Here is a 22,779-nt window from a genome sequence, read left to right as displayed (position 1 = left end):
GAAGCGTCCCATCCGTATCCCCCATCAGGAAACGGAAGAATCCTAACCGACTCGTGGCTTTTCACACAGCCAGGGTCAGAAGGCGATATCCCTGAACTCGGATCGGGTTTCCGCTTCGTCCCCGAAAGCAGGCGTCCCGGATTTTAGTGGAGTACACGGCCCTAATCGCCCACTGCCGCGCTTCGCCGCGACATCGCAATGAAACCCGAGCCGCGCACGCTCATTCCGCCGAAAAACCACGGAGTGTCCTATGGCTTCGCCTTCACCGACTTCGACGGCACCTTCAAGTAGCCGCCGGGAATCCGAGGGCGACGATGAACCGGCATAAACTCCAAAGCGACCCATTGATACGCGGATATTTCAATCCGGGTCCTACCCGATTCCGCAGTCGGTCTCTCCGTTGGGAGATAGTCAACATGGCATCACCTGGAAAAATCCAGGAGTACGGATCGCAGGCACCGGATACGATTGCGGCGAAGTTGTTCAACTTCGAAGTCGGCAAGTTCGCCATAAAGCCGGAACATTCCAATTGGCTGATCAGTGTCGTCGCTCCAAAATTGAGGAGCGGAGGAAGCCTTACAATCATAGGACTTGCGAGTCGTACCGGCAGCGACGATTTCAACTTGGAATTGTCGCAGAATAGGCTGCGGGCCGTAATTGATCTGCTTCGCAAGCAAGTGCCCAACAATTTCAAAGTTGCGCTCGAGGTGGCGAAAGGGGAACGCGCGGCCAAGTATGCAGGTGAAATGGATGGGGTGGAAAACGAAGCCTGGCGTGGTGTGATCATCTCGGTTTGGAATAAGCCAAATCCACCGCCGCCGCCGCCACCACCGCCGCCTCAACCGAAACCTCAATTTTATCCGGAGGAACGCAAGTTCTTCAAACGTTGGCTTGGCTTCGGCGTCAAGTCTGGCGGACAGTTGTTGATCGGCGGCATCGAGAGCACGACCGCGTACGTCGTGAACCTGGGAGATTTGGAGACCTTTGATCTCCAGATTATTAGCAGCCGGTGGGGACTGGGTCTTGGAGGCAGCGGAGGGGCGGTTGCTGTTATCGGCTTTGGTTTCAGCGTTCCATATGAGTTGCACCGTGAACCCCTGAATGACTGGGGCGTCAATGTCGCATTTACCGAAAAGCTGATCTCGAAATCGGCACTACAATCGATCCATAACAGCAAGTACTTCATCGATGGCTTGAAAAACGGCAGGTACGTGGCACCCGCGCTGAATACGCGTAACACCTTTACGGCTATTGGCTTACTTCAAAACGTGAGAAATGCACTCCACACGCTGTACGGAGGATTCGAGGCAGCCAAGGGCTCGGGCGTCATTGTGCTCGACTTGCCGTTTTTAGGTGTGGGACTTGAATTGTCCGCTTTCTTGACGCGAGGAACCATGTACGTCTCGAATCCTTCCCATTGGATTGAACCGAGCTGAAGGCTCGGACGAGACTCGCCAAAGCCTTGCCGCTACCGAGGGACTTCCGGTTCACCTCGAAGACCCGGCGTTCTCGATGGTCACGCAGGCCGTCAGCGATGGTGTCCGGCGGCCCCGCGACGGGAGGGGTTCCTTTTTGCTCGCCGCCGGTGTTTGCTCTGCACGGCGGAGAACGGGCATGCGAGGATCGCTGGGGGAAAAGATCGGTGAAGGCGCCTACTCCGAAGCCTACGCCTGGGCGCCGGGGCGAGTCGTCAAACTGTTCAAGCCCGGCTTGCCGCGGCGGATGCCCTGGTTCGAGGTGCACATGATCCGCGCCGTCCACGCCGCCGGCGCTCCGGTGCCGGAGGTGTTCGGAGAGGTGACCCTGGACGGGCGCTTCGGCATCGTGCTGCAGCGCCTCGACGGACCGACCCTGCTACAGCTAACCCGAACCGGCGCGGTGACGTTCGAACAGGCCGGCGCGATCGTCGCGGCTCTCGCCATGTCCATTCACAAGACGCCCCTGCCGCCGGAGGTCCTCTCCATGCGCGAGTATATGGAGGCTCAGTTGGAGCACGACGACGGCAAGCTGCCGAAGCACATCGCCACTGAAATCCTCGCGCTGATCGATCGCTTGCCGCCGGGCGACGGGCTCTGCCATACCGACCTGAGCCCCGGTAACGTGATCATGACAGCGGAAGGCCCAAAGCTGGTCGACTGGGTCAGCGCGATGCGCGGGCCCGCCGTCCTCGAGCTTGGGTTCTTGCGCGTGATCCTGTCCGAGCTCGGGCCGGAAGTCGCCGACAATCCGGAGCGGCCGCGCGCGACCAATGCGGCGGCGCAATCCGAATATGCCCGGCTCAACGGCATGTCTCTCGCGGATCTAACGGCGGCAATGGAGCCGTATTTGCCCATCGTCCGCACCTTCGCCGTTCTCGGCAACGCGGTGCCTTCGCTGCGGGAGCGGCTGATCCAGCGCATCGAAGCGACTCTGCGCTCGGAAGACTGAATGGTGACCTCTCCCCACGCTTCACAGCGCTCCGTCGCAATTCATCGAACTGGGTTAATTGCCTGGCGTTTTCGAACCTTGCTTGGGCCTCTGAGAGGGCACTGTCGATGGCGAGTCCCAGTCAATCATTTTCAAGCAAATGAGGAGTTCGACATAGCTTTGTACTTGCCCTGACCCTGCCATGAGTTCGCAACTTTCTCGCGGTCCCGCCGGGACAGTTAGCCAGATCGAGTTTAGCTGCTGCCGCGCAACCGCCTCGTCACTCACGCACTTGCTCGCGTCCTGGGGAAGTCCCGACGCTTTATCGTCAACGGAAACGTCCGCGCAAAGCGACTTGATGTCGAAGTTGGGAACACTGTCTGAAATTTGTACGGGCGGCTGACCAACGAGCGATAATGCCAAGAGCGCTGCCCTCATGAAATCTCCCTCCCCGTCCGGTGCGCCCAGCTGGAAGGCGGATTGAGCTGGGACTGACGCGGCTTCGGAGGCTGTAGCGGCCGCCCTCCGCCCACGACGTTACATTGCGCCTTTTTCCCAATTTCTATCCACTACGAACCGCAATGCTGCGGCGCGCTACTACTTTTGCGCATGCGATTTGCCTGCCCGTCTGTTGGTTAGGACCAGTTCCGAATGGCAATTGCCGCGGGCATTTGCCGATTTACGATGTGCTCAGTGAGACGTGATCGCTAACGCGAAAGGGCGCCTGTGACCGCGGTCCCTGCATGCTGGTGCTCTTGGCCATCGCGATGGTGTGGGGGTTGTAGCGCTGATCATCCGAGCAGAAGAGCGCCCCCGCCGACGACGAAGAAAACGATCGCTAGACCTATCAGGCCGTACTCGACGCCATCCATCCCGATCGACCATCGAACGAGGAACCAAGCAAGCCCCAGCTCAGGGGGTGAGCTGGGGCTGCCGGGGCTGGAAGGCTGTAGCGGCACAGCCTCTACTCACGACGCTACGACTTTCCCGGATTTGATCCACAAGAAACCGCTGTTGCTGCAGCGCGCTACTACCAATGCCCCACGCACGCGATCATACGGTCTCATACAGCGCACCGACGCCTGGCATGCCGCAGGTTACGGTGCGGCCACCCAGCCCATTTTGAACGGGGCTGCTTCTCAAGTTGTAGATCTGGGACAGAAGAATTGAGTTACTGGGCGTCGGCCATCTTCGATCGAGAAGCCTGCGGTTGCGCGTTGACTGCCGAGGGCCGGCTCGACGGCGACGCCGGTTCCTGCGATGAGACGGCGGCGTCGGGCGGCGCGCCCGGGGATGGTCGATGGGCAGCTGGTGCCGGAAGCACGATCACTTTCGCGCCGACTTTCACCCGATCATAGAGGTCCGTGACGTCGTCATTGGTGAGCCGGATGCAGCCGGACGAAACCCGCTTCCCGATCGTATCGGGCTTGTTGGTGCCGTGGATTCTGTATTCGGTATCGCCCAGATACATCGCCCGGGCACCGAGCGGATTGCCGGGGCCGCCCGCCATGAACCGCGGCAGATAAGGCTGGCGCGAAATCATCTCTGCCGGCGGACGCCAATCCGGCCACTCTGTCTTGCGGGCCACGACCTGTTCACCGGACCATGTGAAACCTTCGCGGCCGACACCAATGCCGTAGCGCATCGCCTGCCCGCCGTTCAGAACGAGATAAAGGAATGTGTTGCCGGTATCGATGACGACGGTGCCCGGCGGCTGGTGACTGACGTAGTCAACCACCTGTCGAGCGAATTTTCCGGGAGCGTCAGCGGCTTTTGGTGTTTCGATCCGGGGCGCGGGGACCGGGATCGGAACCGGAGCTGGCGCTGGCGCCTGAACCGCCGCCCCTACGTGAATGGGAGTCGACGGCGTTGGACTAGATGGTGCCGGCACCTGGTGCGCAGCTTGCTTCCGTATCGGTTGAACGCCCGCCGGCCGCCACAGCAAGCCGTACCCCAATGCGGCAGCGGCCACGACGCCAATTACAACTCTTCCGGCCACTGGTAGCGCGAGCGTCTCGGTCTTTCCACGTTTGGCCCGCTTACCCATACTTCTCCCCTGATCGCAATGCCCGGAAGGGGTACCCGGCAAATTTTAACAAGCTTCGAAGCAATGTCGCCCGGGCTGGAAATCGCCAAGCGTCGTTAACGCCAGCCCCTGTGCTGCAACACCCATCGTCCACATTCGATCGCCGGTTCGGGCAAAGCAAGGGCCGCCCAAAAGGCGGCCCTCGCGCAAAGATGCAACATCACTTCAACGTATAGGTACCAGTCTGGTGATTGCAGTCTTGAAAGGTTCCCTCTTTGATGACCGGGAAAGGCCCTAAGGGTTGTATCGTTGCGGTCATGACCATGCCGTCGTACTTCCCAGTCCCCGCGACTGTCTCTCTGGTTACCTTTCCTTCTGACGTCGAGAAGTACGAAAGTCGCTTATCACCGTCTCGGTCAATGGACTCGCAGACCGTGGTGCCAGTAATCTTCCCACCAAGAGATGCACTAACCCCTACGCACCGGAATGTATCTTTGTCGAAAAGCCCACCCGGAGGATTGCTTCGGATAGAGCCGGTATGCTCATAGCTTCGCGCGATGTGGGTCTTGGAAAATGAGATAGTGTTGCTCGTGCCCGACCAGCACGCCGTGTAATCGAAGTTGCCTTCTTTTGGGAGCTCGGCGGCGAAAGCAGACGGTGCCAACGCAAAGACGATCAACGCTAAGGGATACCTGCATGCGCTTTCCATAGTACCCTCCGTATGGATTGGCAGAACGAACGATGCCAACGCGAACGTGAGGGGACGCATTGATCCAGATCAATGGATGAAGACGAGGAAATGTCCGCGATGGGTCAAGGCTGCCCTGGCCAGTCCGTAGGATAGGTGGAGCGCAGCGATACCCATCATCCCACCGCGCAGCACAAGCTTGATGGGTATCGCTTCGCTCCACCCATCCTACGAAGCGGACAAAACAGGCGCTCTTGGCTATGTCGGCTAGGGGCTCAGAAGGCGATATCGCCGAGGTCGGGTCGGGTTGCCGCTTCGTCACCAAACGCTAGCGTCCCGGATCTTGATGAGTACCTGCCCTACTCGCCCCACTGCCGCGCCATGGTGGCGAGCGCGCAGCCCTCGCAGTAGCGGGCATCCTTGAAGTCGATCCAGTTGTGGGCGTAGACGCGCTCCGGCGGGATGCCGTAACGCGCGCGCAGCAGCTTCACCAGCACCCGCCAGGCCGCGACCTGTGCGTCGGTCGGGCCCGTCGTGACGTCGGGATAATTGCCGGAGAACTCGACGCCGATCGACGTATCCTTGTTCACCTGGTGATAGGTCTTGCTGTTGTCGATGTATTTGTTGTCGTTGCGATCGGCGCCGTCTGTGTGGGTCGGAACGAGGCTGTCGGCGACCGCCCAATAGACCGTGCCGTCGGTTTCGACCCAGATCATGACGCCGCGCCGGGTCGGGTTCTTGTGCTGCGCCTCGGCGCCGTATCGCGCCGAGCCCTGCGGCCCCTCGGTCTGGTGCACGATGATATTGCGCCAGGGATGCGATTTGGCGACGTCGCCCCAGGGCGCCAGCCAGACCATCTTCAAGCCGGGAATCTCGGGCGTGCCTTGCGATCGCGCGATGGCCGCGAGATCGGGCGTTTCGGCCGATGCGGCAGCGAACAGGACAAGCACAAGAAGTGCGGTGAGCAGGCGAGGCATCATCACGGAGATCCGGTGTCGTCTCTCGTTAGCACGCTCAGGCGCGCTTGCGCAGGCTCGCCTCGACCGTCTCGGGCGCCGGCTTCGGCTCGTAGGTCGCGTAGCCGTTCTTGCCGCCCTTCTTGGCGTCGTAGAGCGCGTGGTCGGCGGCGGCGACCAGGCGATCGGGATGCAGGCCGATCTCGCGGGTCCATTGCGCGACGCCGATCGAGACCGCGATCGGAATGTCCCTGCCGGTGCACTGCTCGGCATCGGCGCGGCAGACCTCGAGCACGCGGCGCGCGATCATCGCGCCTTCGCGCAGCGTCGAGGACGGCAGCACGATGCAGAACTCGTCGCCGCCGGTGCGGGCCAGCATGTCGCCCGGGCGGAGCCGCGTCTGCGCCATCAGCGTGAAATGCTGCAGGCAGGCGTCGCCGGCGGCGTGGCCATGGGTGTCGTTGATGCCCTTGAAGCCGTCGAGATCGATCACCAGCAGCGCGAACGCCTCGCCGTTGCGGTCGGAGCGCGCGCATTCCTCGGTCAGCCGCTGCAAGAGATGGCGGCGGTTGCCGACGCCGGTAAGATCGTCGAGCAGCGCGAGGTCGGCGACCTCGTTGCGCAGCCGGTCGATCGCCATCAGCAGGAAGCCGAAATTGAGCGCCATCGACAGGAACACCATCAGCAGGATCACCAGCGACTGCCCCGCAGAGAAGCGGACGAAGGAGAACTCGCCGGGCTGCAGCAGCGCGCCGACGGCACGCAGCGCATAGATGCCGATCAGCACGGAGGCGACGATGCCGGCGAGCCGGGCACCGGGGCTGACGCGGCCGTTCTCGGACGACAGCAACAGCTTCAGCGTCAGCGCGAACGGCGTGACCTGGGCAATGGTGTAGACCAGGATGCGCATCGGCATGCTGTCATAGGCGAAGATGAAGGTGCCGAGACCGGCGAAGGCCAGCGCCGTGGTCAGCAGGGCGGCGCGCCAGGTCGCAGGCTTGTCGTAGAACCGCTCGATGCCCATCGCGGCAAGGCCGGCGGCGAACACCATCAAGGTCCCGGCCGCAAGCAGCGGCAGCAGCGAGTCCGTCAGCATCACGCGAAGCATCGCGCAGCTGGCCCCGGCGGAGGCGACGAGGGCCGACGCGGTCCAGAACCGCGCCGCGCCGAAAGCAGGATAGCTGCGCGCGACATAGGCCCAGATCAGCCCGAGCGCGAGAAAATTGATAATGAATACCGTCCAAAGCGTCGGAACGCTCAACATCGCCCCTGTTCGAGAGCCGTATCGGCCTCGCCTCTCCTGAAATGACCGTCTGCCGCTAAAGCGCGATGAGATCAGGCTGAATCATCATCGCGCGTTAGATTCTTGTTTTGGCATGATCTTTTCGGAAAACCGCTTCGCACTTGTCCGGATCATGCCCCCGGGGCGCTTCCTCAAATGACAATCCCCGTTGTCTTACGGAACAGCATGCGGCCGCGCCGCTTAACGGAGCGTCACCCACAACGTGCCAATCCGCGCCGTGGTTTTGAATTGATGAAGATCTGCGCATCCGCCGTTTGCGCATCGTTAAGCATGACGGATGCGCCGACGCCGCGACGCGCGACATGCGCAACGCTTTGCGAAAAAGCTGGCGAAAACGCGTAACAGTTGTGGATAACACGATGACGGCGCCGTGACAGCACGCGGCAGCAGCCTCCGAATCTGCTGAGTTTGATATCGAGGATGTTGCGAGGCTGGCCCTCCGCCAAGCATGCCTCGGAGTCGCGTTCAATCCATGAAACCCTGAGAGGATACTATGGCTAAGAAAGCGAAGAAGGCGAAGAAGGCGAAGGCGAAAAAGGCCACCAAGAAGAAGGCCGCCAAGAAGTAACGAATTCCAGCCCGGGTAGCGGCGCTTGCCCTGCCCGGGCACCCGGACCGGGACAACCGGTCGCAGCGACGTCAACCTCGAATTCACCACCCTACATCGATCGGCCCCGAACTGACGGGCGCAAGGCAGCAGGCGCAACGCCTGCTTTTTTATTGCCTGCGTCCGGGCGTGACGGCCGCGACGTCAGCGCTCCGCCAAGGCGAGCCTGGCGCCGAGCAGGGCAAAGCCCGCGGCAAAGCTTCGCCGCAGCCAGGCCATCACCTTCGGCCGGGTGATGACGCGGTCGCGCACCGAGGCGGCGAACAGCCCGTAGACCGCGAACACCGCAAAGGTCATCGCCATGAAGACACCGCTGAGCTCGACCATCCGCGCCAGCGGGTGCGGCTCGTCGACCGCGATGAACTGCGGCAGGAAGGCCAGGAAGAAGATCGACAGCTTTGGATTGAGGATGTTGATCAGGATCGCGGTCACGATCACCCGCCGGCGCGAGCGCGGCTTGATCTCGGTGTCGACGGCAAGCGCGCCGCGCTCGCGCAGCGCCTGCCAAGCCATGTAGAGCAGATAGACGACGCCGCCCCATTTCAGCGCCGCGAACGCCACGGCGCTGGTGTGCAGGATGGCGGCGAGCCCGAGCATCGCCGCGATCATCTGCGGCACGATCCCGAGCGTGCAGCCGAACGCCGCCGCGACGCTCGCCCGCGCTCCCCGGGGTCAGCGCCACCGCCAGCGTATAGAGCACGCCGGTGCCGGGCGAGGCCACCACGATCAGCGACGTCAGCAGAAAGGACCAGGTCACTTCAAATCCTCGGCGGGCGGGACAGGCGGACGGGACATCGTCCGCCAATATCACGGCGACGGGGACGGCGGAAGCGGCTGCCGGCCTCCGCCCGGCGCCAGCGTCGACACCCCGTTATGACGACCTGCGCCATCCGCGATGCGAAAGCTCCGACGCCTTCATCTCGGCGACCCGGATCACGTCCAGCGGCGCCCAGGGCTTGGCCCAGAACAAGGCGCCTTCGGGCAGGCGCTGCCGCAGCGGCTTGCCCGAGGTGACGATCACGTCGAGATCGGGTCTGTACTTCTTCGCGGCATAAGCGAGCTCGATGCCGGTCATGTTTCCGGCCAATTCGACGTCGGTCATCATCAGCACGACGTTGTCGCCGTTGCCCTGCAGCACCAGCTCGGCGGCCTCGGCGCTCTCGCAGGCGATGACGTCGAACTCGCTCTCCTCCAGCAGCAGCCCGATCATCTCGCGCTGCATCGGGTCGTCCTCAACCACCAGGGCCTTCGCACGGTAGGGCTTTGACTGTCCCATGGGTGGCTCCCTTGGTTTGAATGCTTCGCTTCGAGCGCGTAACATAGATTAAATGCCCAAAATCACTGGATGGTTCAGTTCCAATTTGAGAAAAGCGTGGAAATGCCGTGTTCCTCGCTTGGCAACCACCACCCCCGTTGAGATGGAGCTCACCCGACATGACCGCGATCCCTGGATCCGCCGCTGCCGTGACCGGAGCCGCCAGCGGCATCGGCCGCGCGCTCGCGCATGAACTGGCGCTGCGCGGCTGCGATCTGGCGATCGCCGACCGCGACGAGGCCGGCCTGCAGGCCGCCGCCGCGGAGATCGCGAAAGCGAGCCCGCGCAAGGTCACCGTGCATCGGCTCGATGTCAGCGAGCCGGACCAGATCACGGCGTTCGCGGAGGCCGCCGTTACAGCGCACCCCTCGCTCAACATCGTCGTCAACAATGCCGGCGTCGCGCTGCTCGGCGAGTTCGGCGAGTTCGATCAGGCGCAGATGGAGTGGCTGTTCAACATCAATTTCTGGGGCGTGGTGCACGGCACCCGCGCCTTCCTGCCGCAGCTTTCGCGGCGGCGCGAGGCGCATATCGTCAACATCTCGTCGATCTTCGGCATCATCGCCCCGCCCGGCCAGAGCGCCTATTGCGCGGCCAAGTTCGCGGTGCGCGGCTTCTCGGAAAGCCTGCGCCACGAGCTTGCGGTGGCGAACAGCCCGGTGCGTCTGTCCGTGGTGCATCCGGGCGGCGTTGCCACCAGCATCGCGCGCAACTCGCGCGCCGGCACCGGCGTCACCGACAATGCCCGCCGCGCCGAATCGATCGAGCGCTTCGACGCACTGGCCAGGACCACGCCGACCGCGGCCGCGCAGCGCATCATCGCCGGCATCGAGAAGAACCAGCCGCGCATCCTGATCGGCAAGGACGCATACTTCATGGACCTGCTGCAACGCTTCCGCCCGGCGACCTACTGGAAAACGATGCAACGGATGATGGAGAAGACGGCGGCGCGGCGGATCGCGCGCGATGCCGCGAGTGCGAGCCAGTAGCACGATAGCGCGGAGTAACCCGCGCACCGCCGTCGTCCCGGCGAAAGCCGGACCCATAACCACAGGATTGGGTTGGTGAGGCACGCCGGGGGCCACAGCGTCGTGCAACACGGACATTTGTGGTTATGGGTCCCGGGTCAAGCCCGGGACGACACCGGGGATGTTGCACGGCCCGCGGGTCATACCATGCCTGCGAGTCACGCCTGCGCGTCATCGCGACACGAGATTACCCGCCCAGCTGCTTCTTCACCCGGAGCGCCAGTCGGAATAGCGGATCGCTCCGCTCCGAGGGATAGAGCGCGCTCCTCGCCACCTGCGGAAAATTATCATTCTTCCAGAACGACGCCGGCGCGAACGAGAATTTGGCGACCAGCCGCCGGCCGAAATCCATCTCGTAGGGAAAGTAGTTTTCCTTCTGCTCGGTGCCGGACATCTCCGGATACTCGCCGAGCAGATAGCCCTCCTGGATGTGCGGCCGCACCGCCGACGGCGGGCAGACGCTGGAGAGGCGCACGATCTGCAGGCCGGCCTCGGCGCTCGCGGTGATCGCGCCGCTCAGATTCGGCACGCCGAGCACATAGAGGAAGGCGGTGCCGGTCTCCGCCAGCGAGGCAAAGGAGGCGGCAATCCGAATCGAATGGGTGACGTCGAGCAGCGGCGTGGTGCAGACCTCGTAATGCTGCAGGATCGACCAGCGCAGGATGCGATGCCGCTTCAACCGCTCGAGCCCGAGCAGCTTTTCGCTGGCGTATTCGGCGATCAGGATCCGCTCGGCGCGTTGCAGCGCATCGAACCGCCCGACCAGCGTCGCTTGATCGGGATTGCCGCGGCCGCCGCGAAACAGCGTCGGCTTCAGCGACGAGTTGCGCTTGATGTTCCTGTAGTCGGCGCCCTGGCCGCGAAACAGGAGCACATGATCGCGGTTGAGGAATTGCAGCTCGGCGATCTTGGTGGCGAGCTCAAGATAGGAGCCGACGCGATGGCCCGGCCCCTCCCGCACCGCCGAGTTCTTCGCGACCTGGCATCCGCGGCGGTCGAAGAACGACCGGATTTTTTGGCTGCCGATGGTTTCCATGGAGACACCAGAATTCTCAACCCGTCATTCCCCGATGCGCAATTGCGCATCTGAGGGCAGCCCGCAGGGCTGAGCCCGGAATCCATTTTTCCATGCGTGATGCGGCCCGATGGAAACGATCGTCATTGCGAGGAGCTCGGCGACAAAATTGCGAAGCAATTTTGCGCTGAAGCGACGAAGCAATCCATCGTCTCGCATTTGCCGAAAGATGGATTGCTTCGCTCCGCTCGCAATGACGGATAAGGCCGCCGCGCCTTCACCGCCCCACGAGCTGATCGGCAAAATACCCGATGGTCTTGCGATAGATCACCGCCCTGTTCCACTCGCGCATCGCCTCGAAATTCGCGGTGCCCTCGCCATAGGGCGCGCCCATCTTGAAGCCACTGGTGTGCAGGAGGTTCGCGGTCGAGGCCAGCACGTCCGCGACCGAGTGGCGCAGGTCGACATGGCCGTCGCCGTCGAAATCGACGCCATACTTGATGTAGGACGACGGCAAGAATTGCGTCTGGCCGATCTCGCCGGCATAGGCGCCGATCATGTCGTTGAGACGGAGATCGCCGCGCTGCACGATCTTGAGCGCGGCGAGCAGCTCGCCCTGGAACAGGTCGGTGCGGCGGCAATCATGCGCCAGCGTCGCGAGCACGCGGAACACCGGCAGCTTGCCCATGTCGCCCTTGCCGAAATCGGTCTCGAGCCCCCAGATCGCGACCAGGATCTGGCGCGGCACGCCATACTGCTGCTCGATCTTCGAAAGCAGCGCGGCGTGCCGCTGCAGCATCGCGCGGCCGCCATTGATGCGCCCGGGCCCGACCCGGGTTGCGACATACTGCTCGAAGGTCTTGTTGAAGGTGTAGCGCTGCCGGCGGTCGAAGGCGAGCACCCCGCCATCCTGCTGCACGCCGCCGAGCGCCGCGGAGATCACGTCCTGCTGGATGCCGGCGCTCGCCGCCTCCTGCGAGAACGACTGGACGAAGGTCGGAAAACTGCCGCCGCAGCGCGCGGCGTAGGAGGGGGTGGCAAGCAGCAAGGCGCCGAACACAACCGCCAAACGACACCTGAGCATGCAAAAATCCCCCTGCTTCGATTGGCCGATCATGCCATGGAGCAAACGAGGCAGTCAAAGTGTCGGCACGACGCTCCATCCACCGCTGCCGCAGCTACGCGCCTCAATCCATGTTCGCACGGTGAATGACCACGCGCATCCATCAACCGATCGGCACGTAGCTGAAGCTCAATCCCTGAGCTGGCGCTCCAGGTCCACAAAATCGATCTCCGCCCAGCGCTCGGAAATCCTGCCGTCCTGAATCCGCCAGAACGTCATGCCGCGGAATTCGACGTGGCGGCCGGTTGGCTGAATGCCGCGCCACGGGCTGCGGTGCCGGCCACGCCAGACGAAGCGGCCGGCGACGATGTCGCGCTCGGCCACCAGGCATTCCGCCACCGCCGACAGGTCGGCGAAGGTCTCGTGCATCGCGGCCGAATGCGCGATCACGTCCTCGGCGCTCAGCCGCTTGCCCACCGCATGGTCGAAGAAGTCGGGCGCCAACTGCGCGCGGATCGCCTCGGGATCGTGGCGGTTGGTCACGGCGTCGTAATGCGCGAGCACGAGCGCCTTGTTGGCGTCGATTGTGGCGTGGGACATCGGCGTCGGTTCTCGAAGGAAAGGTTGTAGAAAGAGAGAGATGCGCCTCATACGCGAATCGGACGGGATGGCGCAAGTGACGATGGTCAGAACAAGCTCAACTTTCGGCCGTCGTTCGTTTGCGCGACGATACGAAAGACCGCTGCCGGAAAAGTGCGCTGGCGCGCGAGGCTCCACCGCCAGCCATTCCCTCACCTCTGCCCTCGCCTCTGCGCGAACGGCGGGCCGGCCGGCCGGCGGTAACATCGTCCGTTGGCTTGACTGCCGGTGGCATGCAAGCAGCGGTGCCCGGGCGAGCGACGCACCGCACGGCAGCATTTGAGGATGCGACGCATGAACGCCGAAGCCGCCGGCCGCGACCAAGAAGCACAGGCCGGACAAGCTGCTTCCGCCGGCAGGCGGCCGGTTGCGCTGTCTTGTTCATGCAAAGCCGCGCCGCTAAAGCCAGGCACGCCGGCTGCAACGCCGCCGTCATTTGGGGATGCCATCCGATGACGCGTTTGGGGATGAGGATGTGCTGCCGATGACGATCGCCTTGGGCTTCCCCTTGGGTTTCGCACGCGCGCGCAGGGCTGCCGCATCGATCGGTGTCGTGCTCGCGCTCGGCGCTGTTTTGAGCACAGCGATCGGCACCGCCGCCGCGCAGAACGCCCCCGCCAAGCGCGCGCCGGCGCAAGGCGCCGGCAGCACGCAGACGATCGCCGCGCAAATGAAGAACGCCATCGCGCTGACGCGCGGCGGCAAGTTCGACGCGGGCTATGCACAGCTGCTTGCAGCACTGGATGCCGCCGACAAGCTCGACGACGCCCAATTCGTCATGGAGCAGTATTTCGACGCGACCACGACGCTGCGCGCGGTCAAGCGCGACGATCTCGCCGAAAAACTGTTCGTGCGCGCGTTCCAGAGCAAGGCGGCGGCGCAACGGCCGCCCGGCAATGCCGACGTGCTGCTGATGTACGCGATCCTGCTGTCCGACCACGCCAGGATCGCCGAAGCCGTTCCGCTCTACATGAAGGCGATCGCGGCGTTCAACGCCTATTGGGGCGAAGGCTCCGAGGAATCGCTGATCGCGAGCGACAAGCTCGCGGTCGCGCTGTCCGCCAACGGCTCGGCGGCGTCGGCGACCAATTTGGGCCGGCACAATTTCGAGCGCGCGGAGAAGGCGCTGGGGCCCGACCATCGCACCACCTGGAAGCTCGCCAACAATTATGCCGACATGCTGCGCGAGATCGGCGCGCCGGCGAAGGCGCTCGAGCTCGATCTGTTCGCGATCGAGAAGCGCGCCAGACATTATGGCGAGAACCATCTCAACACGCTGGTGACGGTCAACAACGCCGGCCAGGATTTCCTCAATCTCGGCCGCTTCGACGACGCCCGCCGCTACTTCCGCCGCCACCGAGCGATCGCGGCCGCGATGGCGCCGAAGGATCCGAGCTTTGCCGGACAGGCCGACGGCTGGCTGTTCTACACCGACATGCTCGCCGCCGGCGATGCCGCGATCGCGCCGGCCGATCTGGGGCGGCTGGAGGCGATCGTCGCCAATGAGGCGAATTATGCGGATTTCCTGCGCATCAAATCCGCGGTGCTGGCTGCCGGCCAACGCGAGCAGCGCCGCGAGCGGGACAAGGGGATGCGGCTGCGCGAGACCGCGCTGGCGATCTCGACCCGCGCCTTCACCGCGCAGCATCCGATCAGCTTCGAGATCAAGCTCGGCATCGCGACCGCCCTGATCGCTGATGATCCGAGCCGCGCGGTGCAGGCCTTCGCCGCGCTTGACCGCGAGATGTTCGACTGGATGAAGCGCGAGGTCGGCACATCGGGCGATCGCGCCGTCGCCGAAGCGATCCGCGCCCATGCCGACCATCTCTTGTTCGCGTTCGGCCGCTTCGCCACCGGCGCCGGCTCCGCCGTGGCGCAGCCGGCCTTTGCCGCCGCCGTGCTGCGCTGGAAGACGCTCGGCGGCGCCGACGCCACGGCGCTGCGCCAGCTCGAGCCGGAGGTCGCCGGCAAGGACGAGGAGACCGCGACGCTGCTGCGGACGGCGCTCCGGCTCAACGGCGAGAAACAGGAGCTGTTCTCGTCGGGCAATATCGACGACTGGGCGAGGTCGGTGTGGGGGCGGCAGGACGCCGCCGAGAAGGCGCTGCAGAAGCGGCTCGATGCGATCGGTGCGAAGCGACCGCAAGACCCGATCCGTCCGTCACAGCTGCTCGCGGCGCAGGAAGCCGTCGTCAACTATTTCATCACCCGGCAATGGAAGGCGGATCGCCAGGCGAAAGACCCGTTGGCGGCGACCGTGCTCTACGCCATCGTCGAGACCGCAACGAGCGAGCCGCGCGTGGTCGATCTCGGCGATCCCGGCCGGATGGTCGACACCGGCGCGCGCACCGAGATCGCGCGGCTGCGCGCGACGCGGGCCGCTGCGCCGGATCCCGACACGCACGCGCCCGACGTCAAGGGCCGCTTCCAGAACCTCCGGGCGCGGCTGTTCGCGCCGCTGGAGCCGCTGCTGAAGGACAAGACCACGCTCTATGTCGTGCCGGACGGCTTCCTGTTCGCCGTGCCGTTCGCGCTGCTGCCCGGCAGTGGCGGCGGCCTGCTGGAGGACAAGTTCACGATCCGGATGCTGACCAGCCCCGATGCGCTGATCGCGATCCATGCGCGCGAGACGCTCGATCAGCGGGGCGCGATGCTGCTCGCCGGCGGCATCGAATACGGCGATCCGGGGCCGATGCCGCTGCCCGCGACCCGGACCGAGATCGAGGCGATCGCAAAACTCGCCCGCACCCGCGGCGCGCCGGTCGAGATGCTGACCGGACGCGGCGTCAGCGAAGGCACGCTGCGCGCGGCGATCGGCAAGGCGCGCATCGCGCATCTGGCGACGCACGGCTTCTATCGCGACGGCACGGCGTCGGGCCTCGATACGCTGTGGCAGAGCGGCATCGTGCTGTCCGGCGCCGGCGACAGCCGATTTCCGCTGCGCGACGAGAACGACGGCTATCTCTATGCCTTCGAATTGATGGACTGGGACCTGTCCGGGCTCGACTTGCTGGTGCTGTCGGCCTGCGAGACCGGCCGCGGCGACGAGAGCTTCGTCAGCGGCCTGCGCGGCCTGCCGACCGCGCTCGGCATCGCCGGCGCGCGGCGGGCACTGCTGACGTTGTGGCCGGTCGCCGACCAGGGCACCGCGAATTTCACCGTGCGGTTCTACGAGCACCTCGCGGAGGGCCTGACCTATTCCGATGCGCTGCGCCAGACGAGGCGCGATGCGCGCGACGGCAAGGTCGCGGGCGCGGGCGACGCCAGCGTGTGGGCGGCGTTCGTGCTGTTCGAGGGCTGAGCCGTATATGTCGTTGATGTGACCGGACGGGCACCGCGAGCGCATGCCGGGCCGAACTGCGCCCGGCGTTGCGCAAGGGCCGCACGCAACCCGATCGCGCAGGGCAGGTCGGCGCAGGGCAGACCGGCGGCGATTTGCTTTGACAGCGGCGCCCCGATCGAGGACAAGCCGCGCATGCCGAAAAAACCCGGGACCAATCCCAAAGGCGAATTCGCCTTCTTCAACGTCTTCTATGAAGACGGCTCGCAGCGCTCCAACCGCCGCGTGCCGTCGGAGCTCATTGGCGGGCTCGACGGCGACGAGCCGGTGCGTGCCTTCCTGCGCGAGCAGGACCGCGAGATCGCCGAAAAGGGCGGCCGCCCGCCGCTCGAGATCAAGTCCATCGAGCGCGTCGGCGCGAAGAAGAAGTAGCGGCGTCCACACAACTCTATCCACGTCATTGCGAGCGCAGCGAAGCAATCTCCTCGCAATGACGTCGGAGACGGATCAAAATGAAAACGGCGGGCCCAGGCCCGCCGTTGTTGTCTCGATGGATTGCCGGGTCGAGTCCGGCAATGACAATCGGAAATATTAGTTGTCCAGGAAGCTCCGCAGCTTCCGCGACCGCGACGGGTGCTTCAGCTTGCGCAGCGCCTTGGCTTCGATCTGGCGGATGCGCTCGCGGGTGACCGAGAACTGCTGGCCGACTTCTTCCAGCGTGTGGTCGGTGTTCATGCCGATGCCGAAGCGCATGCGCAGCACGCGCTCCTCGCGCGGGGTGAGCGAGGCCAGCACGCGCGTCGTGGTCTCGCGCAGGTTGGACTGGATCGCGGCGTCGATCGGCAGGATCGCGTTCTTGTCCTCGATGAAATCGCCGAGATGCGAATCCTCTTCATCGCCCACAGGCGTTTCGAGCGACAGCGGCTCCTTGGCGATCTTGAGGACCTTGCGCACCTTCTCGAGCGGCATGCCGAGCTTCTCGGCGAGTTCTTCCGGGGTCGGCTCGCGGCCGATCTCGTTCAGCATCTGGCGCGAGGTGCGGACGATCTTGTTGATCGTCTCGATCATGTGCACGGGAATGCGGATGGTGCGGGCCTGGTCGGCGATCGAGCGGGTGATCGCCTGCCGGATCCACCAGGTGGCGTAGGTCGAGAACTTGTAGCCGCGGCGATATTCGAACTTATCGACCGCCTTCATCAGGCCGATATTGCCTTCCTGGATCAGGTCGAGGAATTGCAGGCCGCGGTTGGTGTACTTCTTGGCGATCGAGATCACGAGCCGGAGGTTGGCTTCCACCATCTCCTTCTTGGCCTGACGGGCCTCGCGCTCGCCCTTCTGCACGCCGTGCACGATCTTGCGGAATTCGCCGATCTCGAGCCCGGTGAGCGCCGCCAGCGACTGGATCTCGTGGCGCAGGTCCTTGATGCGGTCCTTCTCGTGATGGACGAAGTTCTTCCAGCCCTTGGCCGACAGCTTGGAGACGCGGTTGAGCCAGCGGGGGTCGAGCTCGGAGCCCTGGTAGTTGCGCAGGAAGTCCTCGCGCGCGACGCCGTGGCTGTCGCCGAGGCGCAGCAGGCGGCCCTCGAACGAGACCAGCTTCTTGTTGATGTCGTAGAGCTGCTCGACCAGCGAATCGATGCGGGCCTGGTTGAGGCGCAGCGACTTCACCTCGACGATGATCTCGTCCTTCAGCTTCTTGTACTTGCGCTCCTGCGAGGGCGACAGCGACTCGCTCTGCAGCTGGTTGGCGATGTCCTGCTCCTGCAGGCGGCGCAGCTTCTTGTACTCGGACGCGATCTTGTCGAAGGTCTCGACCACCTTCGGCTTCAGCTCGGCCTCGATGGCGGCGAGCGACATCTGGTTCTCGAACTCGTCGTCGTCCATGTCGCCTTCGGCGGCGGCCTCGGCGGGATCCTTCTCCTCGGTGGCGGCTTCGCCACCGGCGGGCGCGGCGCGGAACGGGGTCGGCGACGGCGGCGCTGCCGGCGGCGCGACATGGGCCGGCGCACCGGCCTGCGCGTCGCCGCCATTGCCCTCAGCGGCGGCACCCTCGGCGCCGTTGTTGCCGATCAGGTTCGGATTGATGCCGCCCTTGGACTCGGGGCCGGCATAGGTGGCTTCGAGATCGATGATGTCGCGGAGGAAGATCTTCCCTTCGTTGAGCTCATCGCGCCAGATGATGATGGCCTGGAAGGTCAGCGGGCTTTCGCAGAGGCCCGCGATCATCGCCTCGCGGCCGGCCTCGATGCGTTTTGCAATCGCGATTTCGCCTTCGCGGGAGAGCAGCTCGACGGTGCCCATCTCGCGCAGATACATGCGCACGGGATCGTCGGTGCGCTCGCCGGGCTCCGACTTCTTGACCTCGGTGACGGCCTTCTGCGTGACCTCGACGAGTTCGTTATCGGTCTCGTCGTCGCCGTCGTCCTTCTCGTCCTCGCCCTCGCTGTCGTCGGCCTCGGTGACGTTGATGCCCATGTCTGACAGCATCGACATGATGTCTTCGATCTGTTCGGGCGACGTCGTATCGGAGGGCAGCACTTCGTTGAGCTGATCGAAGGTCACGAAGCCGCGCTTCTTGGCCTGCTTGATCATCTTCTTCACCGCGGCATCCGACAGGTCGAGCAACGGCGACGGCGCGTCAGCGGCATCCTTCTCAGGAGCATCCGCTGCCTTGTCGTCTTTTTCCTTGTCCTTAACCTGCAGCGTCTTTGCCTTGGTGGCCATTCACTAAGCTCCCGAAACGCGGTCATGCAAAATGGCGCCACGCACGCGCATCCGCACGAAATCTAGATTTACTCTCTCGACGCACAAAGGGCGGCGCAATATCTCGCCACCCCTGTCATCCGTCTCGACGGTTTCCAATCTGCAATAGCCCGTCGCGTCTTCCGTAAAAGTGGATACCGGTTTTACGATCGGAAGACGCGACAGATCTAGATCTGACGCATTTTCTGACGGCGAACCGGGAACCACTTCGCCTGAAAATGCTACGGTAGCTATTAAGTTTCGCTTAACCCTGTTTTTGCAGCCAAACCATGGATTTGGCGAGTCTTTTTGCGGGTGCGGCCAGCGCCGTCCGCAGCATTTTTGTTATCAGACATTACGCTGGAACCGGCCCGATAATTCGCCGAACCCTTCAATCAGGGCTTCGGTCCCGTCGGCTTCTGCCATCCGGGCCTGGATATCCTGCAACCATGCCAGATTGGCCTCGCTGGAGTCTTCAGCCAAAGCCGCTTCCGCATCTTTTCTTTCCCTAAGTAAGGCGTGGGTTTTCTGATGCAAGGCAACGAGTTGACGCCAGGTTGATAAAACATCCTCGCGCGCCGCGCCGATCTGCGCGCCCCACACCGCCTGGGTTGTGATCGCCCGCTCAACCCTTTGAAGAATCAAGGATAATCCGCCCGCTTCGAGGTCGGCCCGCATCTTCTCGGCCTGCTCCTCGGCGTCGGGGGAATGGTGATGGTCGTGGGCAAAGGCGGCGATGATGGCGGCCCTGAGCTTGTGGGCCTCGGGATGGGCGAGCTCCAGCGCCGCCACCTCCTCGAGATGGTCGTGCAGCAGCCAAGGGTGGTTGATCAGCGACTGCAGGATCAGGGCCTCGCGGCGCGAGATCGCGCTGCGCTGGCCGCGCATGATCGGGCTGTTGGCCAATTGGGGGCTGGCGGCCTGATAGGGACCCCGTGAAATCCCGGGGGTGGCACCGAACCGGCCGCCCTGCGGGCCTCCCTGTCGGCCGTTTTGGGCAGGTCCCCGGGGGACAAACTGGCGGGGTGATTCGCCGCCGCGGCCGCCGCCGAAATTGCCCCTTCCGTAGCCGCCGCGGCCATAACCGCCGCGTCCGCCCTCGGGCGCAAAATTGCGCTGCAGCCGCTCCTGCAGGTCCTGCCGGTAATAGCGGCGCACCACCTCGTCACGGATGCCATTGGTGAGCTCGCCGATCCGCGCCTCCAGCGCGGCGCGGCGCTCGGGCGTATCGAAATTGCCGCCCTCGATCTCGCGCGACCAGATCATTTCGGCGAGCGGACGCGCGGCCGAGATCACGTCCTCGATCGCGCCGCGGCCGCCGGAGCGGGCGAGATCGTCGGGGTCCTGCCCTTCCGGCAGCAGCGCAATCCGCAGGCTCTTGCCCGGCTTGAGCTGCGGCAATGCAAGGTCGGCAGCACGATAAGCCGCCTTCTGTCCGGCGCGGTCGCCGTCGAAGCAGAGGATCGGCTCGTCGACCATCTTCCAGAGCAGGCCGAGCTGGTTCTCGGTCAGCGCGGTGCCAAGCGGCGCGACGGCGCCGGGAAAGCCCGACGTGACCATGGCGATGACGTCGACATAGCCCTCGACGACGATCAGTTGCGCGCCGTCATGCGCGGCCTGCCGCGCGGTGAACAGATTGTAGAGATTGTCGCCCTTGTGAAACAGCGTGGTTTCCGGCGAGTTCAGGTACTTTGCCGGAACGTCCTTTTCGAGCGCACGCCCGCCGAATGCGATGACGCGGCCGCGGGCATCCGTGATCGGGAACATGACGCGGTCGCGGAAGCGATCGAACGGCACCGGCTTGTCCTCGCCGGACACCAGAAGCCCGGCCTCTACCATGTCGTCGCTGGAGATACCTAGTGCGCCGAGATGCTCCTTCAGCGCGAAGCGATCCGGCGGCGCATAGCCCATCCGGAACTGGAGCTGGGTCGCCGGCGAGATGGCGCGGTCGGCAAGATAGCCGCGCGCCTTGGCGCCGCCCCGCGAAGCCAGCGTGTCGGCGAAGAACTTGGTCGCCAGTTCCATCACGTCGTGCAGGGTGCGGCGGTGCTGCTCGTGTCGCGCGGCATCGGGCGTCACCGCCGGCAGCGGGACACCCGCCATCGCGGCGAGACGTTCCACCGCCTCGGGGAAAGTCACGCCCTCGGTCTTCATCAGGAAGTCGAAGATGTTGCCATTCAGCCCGGACGAGAAGTCGAACCAGGCCTGCTTCTGGTCGTTGACGAAGAACGACGGCGTCTTTTCCTGCTGGAACGGCGACAGCCCCTTCCACTCCCGGCCGGCCTTCTTGAGCTTGACGCGCCTGCCCACGACTTCCGAGACCGGAAGCCGGGCGCGCAGCTCATCGAGGAATTCGGGCGTGAAACGCATCAGTCAGGATTTTGGGCTCGGGCGGCGAATCGCGGACAACCGGTTAGCCATATAGCGGCACGGCCCGCCATGCCGAACAATGTGGGGCTTTTCCGGGCTATTCACAGGTCTGGCCCGTCGCGGCTCCGTCGAGCGGGTTACCCCCAAATCCACGGTGGAGAGCCTGTGCGGCAAGCTTGCCCCCTCCCCGCTTCCGGGATTGGATAGGCCATGTTCACGACATTCAGAGGCGGACAGAGCGGCGGCTGGCAGGTCACGTCCATCACGCGGGTGAAGGGCGAGACGCTGCCGAAGGTCGCGGCGTTGTCGATCGTTGCGAGCGAATCGATCGCGCTGCCGCTGCTGCCGGCGCAGACCTCCTGGCGGCTAGCCGGCGTCGCCAGCCATCTGCGCTACACCGAGAAGGAGGAGCGCGAGAAGCTCTTGGCCGTGCAGGCCGGGCTCGGCCGCAGCGAGGCAACGCACGCGGCGCTGATCCCGATCCGGAAATCCGCGGCGTGGTGGGAGCTCACGCAGGAGGAGCGCCGCAAGATCTTCGAGGACAAGTCGCACCACATCGAAGGCACCCTGAAATTCCTCCCCGCAATCGCCCGCCAGCTGTTTCATTCGCGCGACCTCGGCATGCCCTTCGACTTCCTGACCTGGTTCGAATTCGCCCCCGACCACGTCACCTTGTTCGACGAACTGGTCGGCATGCTGCGCGCGACCGAGGAATGGAGCTATGTCGAGCGCGAGGTCGACATCCGCGTGGTGCGGGAGGATTGACTTCTCTTTCGTGGTGGCCGGCACAGCCGTCAGAATGACGGCGTCGCTTCCGCTCGCCTATGACCCGGCAATCCATCAAGAGAATGACTATTGCGAAGTGAGATGGATGCCCGGGTCAAGCCCGCGCATGACGAAACATGCGGTACGTCCGAGCGCTAATGCTCGAGGAATTTTCCTGACGCGATCCGCGGCAGCTCGGTGACCGGCCAGTTGTAGAGATAGGTCCACGCCTCGCTCACATTGCCGTCGGCGAGCGTGACGGCAAGCATCTCGCGGACATATTCGGTCGGCGGCGGAAAGCCTTCGCCGCAGGCTTCGTACATGTCGAATTCACGCAGCATGGCCTCACGCTCCCGCAAGCGGAACAGCTCACCATGCACGATGTCCGCCGGATCGTCCGACACCACGAGGCCCGGATAATGCTTCACCAGATAGAGCCGGCCGCGGCACTGCGCCGGCCCGAGGAATTCGGCATTGCCCGCGAGCAGCTTCGCCATCGGATGGTCGAAGCCGCGCATCAGCGTGCCGTAGACGAAAAGAATATCGGAGGTCATAGGTTCAGTTGTCATTCCGGGA

16 protein-coding genes and 1 pseudogene are annotated in these 22,779 nt (G+C 64.2%); 6 read left to right on the top strand and 11 right to left on the bottom strand.

Translation table 11 applies throughout. The features are described 5' to 3' along the window. Positions 1 to 416: 416 nt before the first annotated feature. Both Q2M23_RS11295 and Q2M23_RS11290 read left to right on the top strand, forming a co-directional pair. Positions 417 to 1,436, top strand: coding sequence for a hypothetical protein (locus tag Q2M23_RS11295; protein WP_316395575.1), 1,020 nt, complete (start codon positions 417 to 419; stop codon positions 1,434 to 1,436). Positions 1,437 to 1,614: 178 nt separating this feature from the next. Beyond that, complete coding sequence (locus Q2M23_RS11290) at positions 1,615 to 2,427, top strand: aminoglycoside phosphotransferase family protein (protein ID WP_076827929.1); 813 nt, start codon at positions 1,615 to 1,617, stop codon at positions 2,425 to 2,427. Between the two features lie 1,150 nt (positions 2,428 to 3,577). Here Q2M23_RS11290 and Q2M23_RS11285 read toward each other — a convergent pair. From Q2M23_RS11285 to Q2M23_RS11265, 5 genes and pseudogenes are all read right to left on the bottom strand, one after another. Next, positions 3,578 to 4,453, bottom strand: a complete 876-nt coding sequence (locus Q2M23_RS11285) for a L,D-transpeptidase (protein ID WP_057018051.1) — start codon at positions 4,451 to 4,453, stop codon at positions 3,578 to 3,580. 1,026 nt (positions 4,454 to 5,479) lie between these two features. Further along, on the bottom strand, positions 5,480 to 6,100 hold the full coding sequence (locus tag Q2M23_RS11280) for an N-acetylmuramoyl-L-alanine amidase (RefSeq protein WP_057018053.1): 621 nt from the start codon (positions 6,098 to 6,100) through the stop codon (positions 5,480 to 5,482). Between the two features lie 34 nt (positions 6,101 to 6,134). Continuing rightward, the gene (locus Q2M23_RS11275) at positions 6,135 to 7,340 is read right to left on the bottom strand and encodes a GGDEF domain-containing protein (protein ID WP_057018054.1); all 1,206 of its coding nucleotides are present in this window, start codon (positions 7,338 to 7,340) and stop codon (positions 6,135 to 6,137) included. 790 nt (positions 7,341 to 8,130) lie between these two features. Continuing rightward, positions 8,131 to 8,743 (bottom strand): annotated as a pseudogene (locus Q2M23_RS11270) (LysE family translocator). A gap of 114 nt (positions 8,744 to 8,857) precedes the next feature. Then, complete coding sequence (locus Q2M23_RS11265; protein WP_057018055.1) at positions 8,858 to 9,262, bottom strand: response regulator; 405 nt, start codon at positions 9,260 to 9,262, stop codon at positions 8,858 to 8,860. A 158-nt stretch (positions 9,263 to 9,420) separates the two neighbouring features. Between Q2M23_RS11265 and Q2M23_RS11260 the strand changes: the two genes are divergently transcribed. Then, a complete protein-coding gene (locus tag Q2M23_RS11260; protein WP_057018056.1) occupies positions 9,421 to 10,290 on the top strand; it encodes an SDR family NAD(P)-dependent oxidoreductase in 870 nt (289 codons plus the stop codon). A gap of 226 nt (positions 10,291 to 10,516) precedes the next feature. Here Q2M23_RS11260 and Q2M23_RS11255 read toward each other — a convergent pair whose 3' ends face one another. The 3 genes from Q2M23_RS11255 to Q2M23_RS11245 all read right to left on the bottom strand — a co-directional run bounded on the left by Q2M23_RS11255 (position 10,517) and on the right by Q2M23_RS11245 (position 13,007). Continuing rightward, positions 10,517 to 11,365: an FRG domain-containing protein gene (locus Q2M23_RS11255; protein WP_316395574.1), complete on the bottom strand. Its 849-nt coding sequence runs from the start codon at positions 11,363 to 11,365 to the stop codon at positions 10,517 to 10,519. A gap of 256 nt (positions 11,366 to 11,621) precedes the next feature. After that, positions 11,622 to 12,428, bottom strand: a complete 807-nt coding sequence (locus tag Q2M23_RS11250; protein ID WP_076827939.1) for a lytic transglycosylase domain-containing protein — start codon at positions 12,426 to 12,428, stop codon at positions 11,622 to 11,624. Positions 12,429 to 12,596: 168 nt separating this feature from the next. Further along, complete coding sequence (locus tag Q2M23_RS11245) at positions 12,597 to 13,007, bottom strand: ester cyclase (RefSeq protein ID WP_057018059.1); 411 nt, start codon at positions 13,005 to 13,007, stop codon at positions 12,597 to 12,599. 523 nt (positions 13,008 to 13,530) lie between these two features. Between Q2M23_RS11245 and Q2M23_RS11240 the strand changes: the two genes are divergently transcribed. Next, positions 13,531 to 16,347: a CHAT domain-containing tetratricopeptide repeat protein gene (locus tag Q2M23_RS11240; RefSeq protein ID WP_316395573.1), complete on the top strand. Its 2,817-nt coding sequence runs from the start codon at positions 13,531 to 13,533 to the stop codon at positions 16,345 to 16,347. A gap of 174 nt (positions 16,348 to 16,521) precedes the next feature. After that, the gene (locus Q2M23_RS11235; protein ID WP_026192271.1) at positions 16,522 to 16,758 is read left to right on the top strand and encodes a hypothetical protein; all 237 of its coding nucleotides are present in this window, start codon (positions 16,522 to 16,524) and stop codon (positions 16,756 to 16,758) included. Between the two features lie 159 nt (positions 16,759 to 16,917). Here Q2M23_RS11235 and rpoD read toward each other — a convergent pair whose 3' ends face one another. Beyond that, the gene (gene rpoD, locus Q2M23_RS11230) at positions 16,918 to 19,050 is read right to left on the bottom strand and encodes an RNA polymerase sigma factor RpoD (RefSeq protein WP_057018061.1); all 2,133 of its coding nucleotides are present in this window, start codon (positions 19,048 to 19,050) and stop codon (positions 16,918 to 16,920) included. Positions 19,051 to 19,416: 366 nt separating this feature from the next. After that, on the bottom strand, positions 19,417 to 21,438 hold the full coding sequence (gene dnaG / locus Q2M23_RS11225; protein ID WP_316395570.1) for a DNA primase: 2,022 nt from the start codon (positions 21,436 to 21,438) through the stop codon (positions 19,417 to 19,419). A gap of 210 nt (positions 21,439 to 21,648) precedes the next feature. On the opposite strand from dnaG, the gene Q2M23_RS11220 reads away from it, so the two are divergent. After that, positions 21,649 to 22,203 carry a chlorite dismutase family protein gene (locus tag Q2M23_RS11220; RefSeq protein WP_076827947.1) on the top strand — a complete coding sequence of 185 codons (555 nt, stop codon included), beginning with the start codon at positions 21,649 to 21,651 and terminating at the stop codon, positions 22,201 to 22,203. 155 nt (positions 22,204 to 22,358) lie between these two features. Here the strand turns inward: Q2M23_RS11220 and Q2M23_RS11215 are convergent, their stop codons facing one another. Then, complete coding sequence (locus Q2M23_RS11215) at positions 22,359 to 22,757, bottom strand: gamma-glutamylcyclotransferase family protein (RefSeq protein ID WP_316395585.1); 399 nt, start codon at positions 22,755 to 22,757, stop codon at positions 22,359 to 22,361. Positions 22,758 to 22,779: the final 22 nt, after the last annotated feature.

The organism is Bradyrhizobium sp. 33ap4 (genome assembly GCF_032654765.1).
Lineage (GTDB): Bacteria > Pseudomonadota > Alphaproteobacteria > Rhizobiales > Xanthobacteraceae > Bradyrhizobium > Bradyrhizobium australafricanum.
Note: the sequence above shows the minus strand (reverse complement) of the source record. Positions and strands in the feature narration are given on the sequence as shown.

Excerpts from the sequence above, each read along its gene's own strand:
- Q2M23_RS11280 (WP_057018053.1), bottom strand. The coding sequence starts at position 6,100 with ATGATGCCTCGCCTGCTCACCGCACTTCTTGTGCTTGTCCTGTTCGCT.
- Q2M23_RS11215 (WP_316395585.1), bottom strand. The coding sequence starts at position 22,757 with ATGACCTCCGATATTCTTTTCGTCTACGGCACGCTGATGCGCGGCTTC.
- Q2M23_RS11295 (WP_316395575.1), top strand. The coding sequence starts at position 417 with ATGGCATCACCTGGAAAAATCCAGGAGTACGGATCGCAGGCACCGGAT.
- Q2M23_RS11250 (WP_076827939.1), bottom strand. The coding sequence starts at position 12,428 with ATGCTCAGGTGTCGTTTGGCGGTTGTGTTCGGCGCCTTGCTGCTTGCC.
- Q2M23_RS11265 (WP_057018055.1), bottom strand. The coding sequence starts at position 9,262 with ATGGGACAGTCAAAGCCCTACCGTGCGAAGGCCCTGGTGGTTGAGGAC.
- Q2M23_RS11275 (WP_057018054.1), bottom strand. The coding sequence starts at position 7,340 with ATGTTGAGCGTTCCGACGCTTTGGACGGTATTCATTATCAATTTTCTC.
- rpoD (WP_057018061.1), bottom strand. The coding sequence starts at position 19,050 with ATGGCCACCAAGGCAAAGACGCTGCAGGTTAAGGACAAGGAAAAAGAC.
- Q2M23_RS11220 (WP_076827947.1), top strand. The coding sequence starts at position 21,649 with ATGTTCACGACATTCAGAGGCGGACAGAGCGGCGGCTGGCAGGTCACG.
- Q2M23_RS11255 (WP_316395574.1), bottom strand. The coding sequence starts at position 11,365 with ATGGAAACCATCGGCAGCCAAAAAATCCGGTCGTTCTTCGACCGCCGC.
- Q2M23_RS11260 (WP_057018056.1), top strand. The coding sequence starts at position 9,421 with ATGACCGCGATCCCTGGATCCGCCGCTGCCGTGACCGGAGCCGCCAGC.
- Q2M23_RS11240 (WP_316395573.1), top strand. The coding sequence starts at position 13,531 with ATGACGATCGCCTTGGGCTTCCCCTTGGGTTTCGCACGCGCGCGCAGG.
- Q2M23_RS11245 (WP_057018059.1), bottom strand. The coding sequence starts at position 13,007 with ATGTCCCACGCCACAATCGACGCCAACAAGGCGCTCGTGCTCGCGCAT.
- Q2M23_RS11285 (WP_057018051.1), bottom strand. The coding sequence starts at position 4,453 with ATGGGTAAGCGGGCCAAACGTGGAAAGACCGAGACGCTCGCGCTACCA.
- Q2M23_RS11235 (WP_026192271.1), top strand. The coding sequence starts at position 16,522 with ATGCCGAAAAAACCCGGGACCAATCCCAAAGGCGAATTCGCCTTCTTC.
- Q2M23_RS11290 (WP_076827929.1), top strand. The coding sequence starts at position 1,615 with ATGCGAGGATCGCTGGGGGAAAAGATCGGTGAAGGCGCCTACTCCGAA.
- dnaG (WP_316395570.1), bottom strand. The coding sequence starts at position 21,438 with ATGCGTTTCACGCCCGAATTCCTCGATGAGCTGCGCGCCCGGCTTCCG.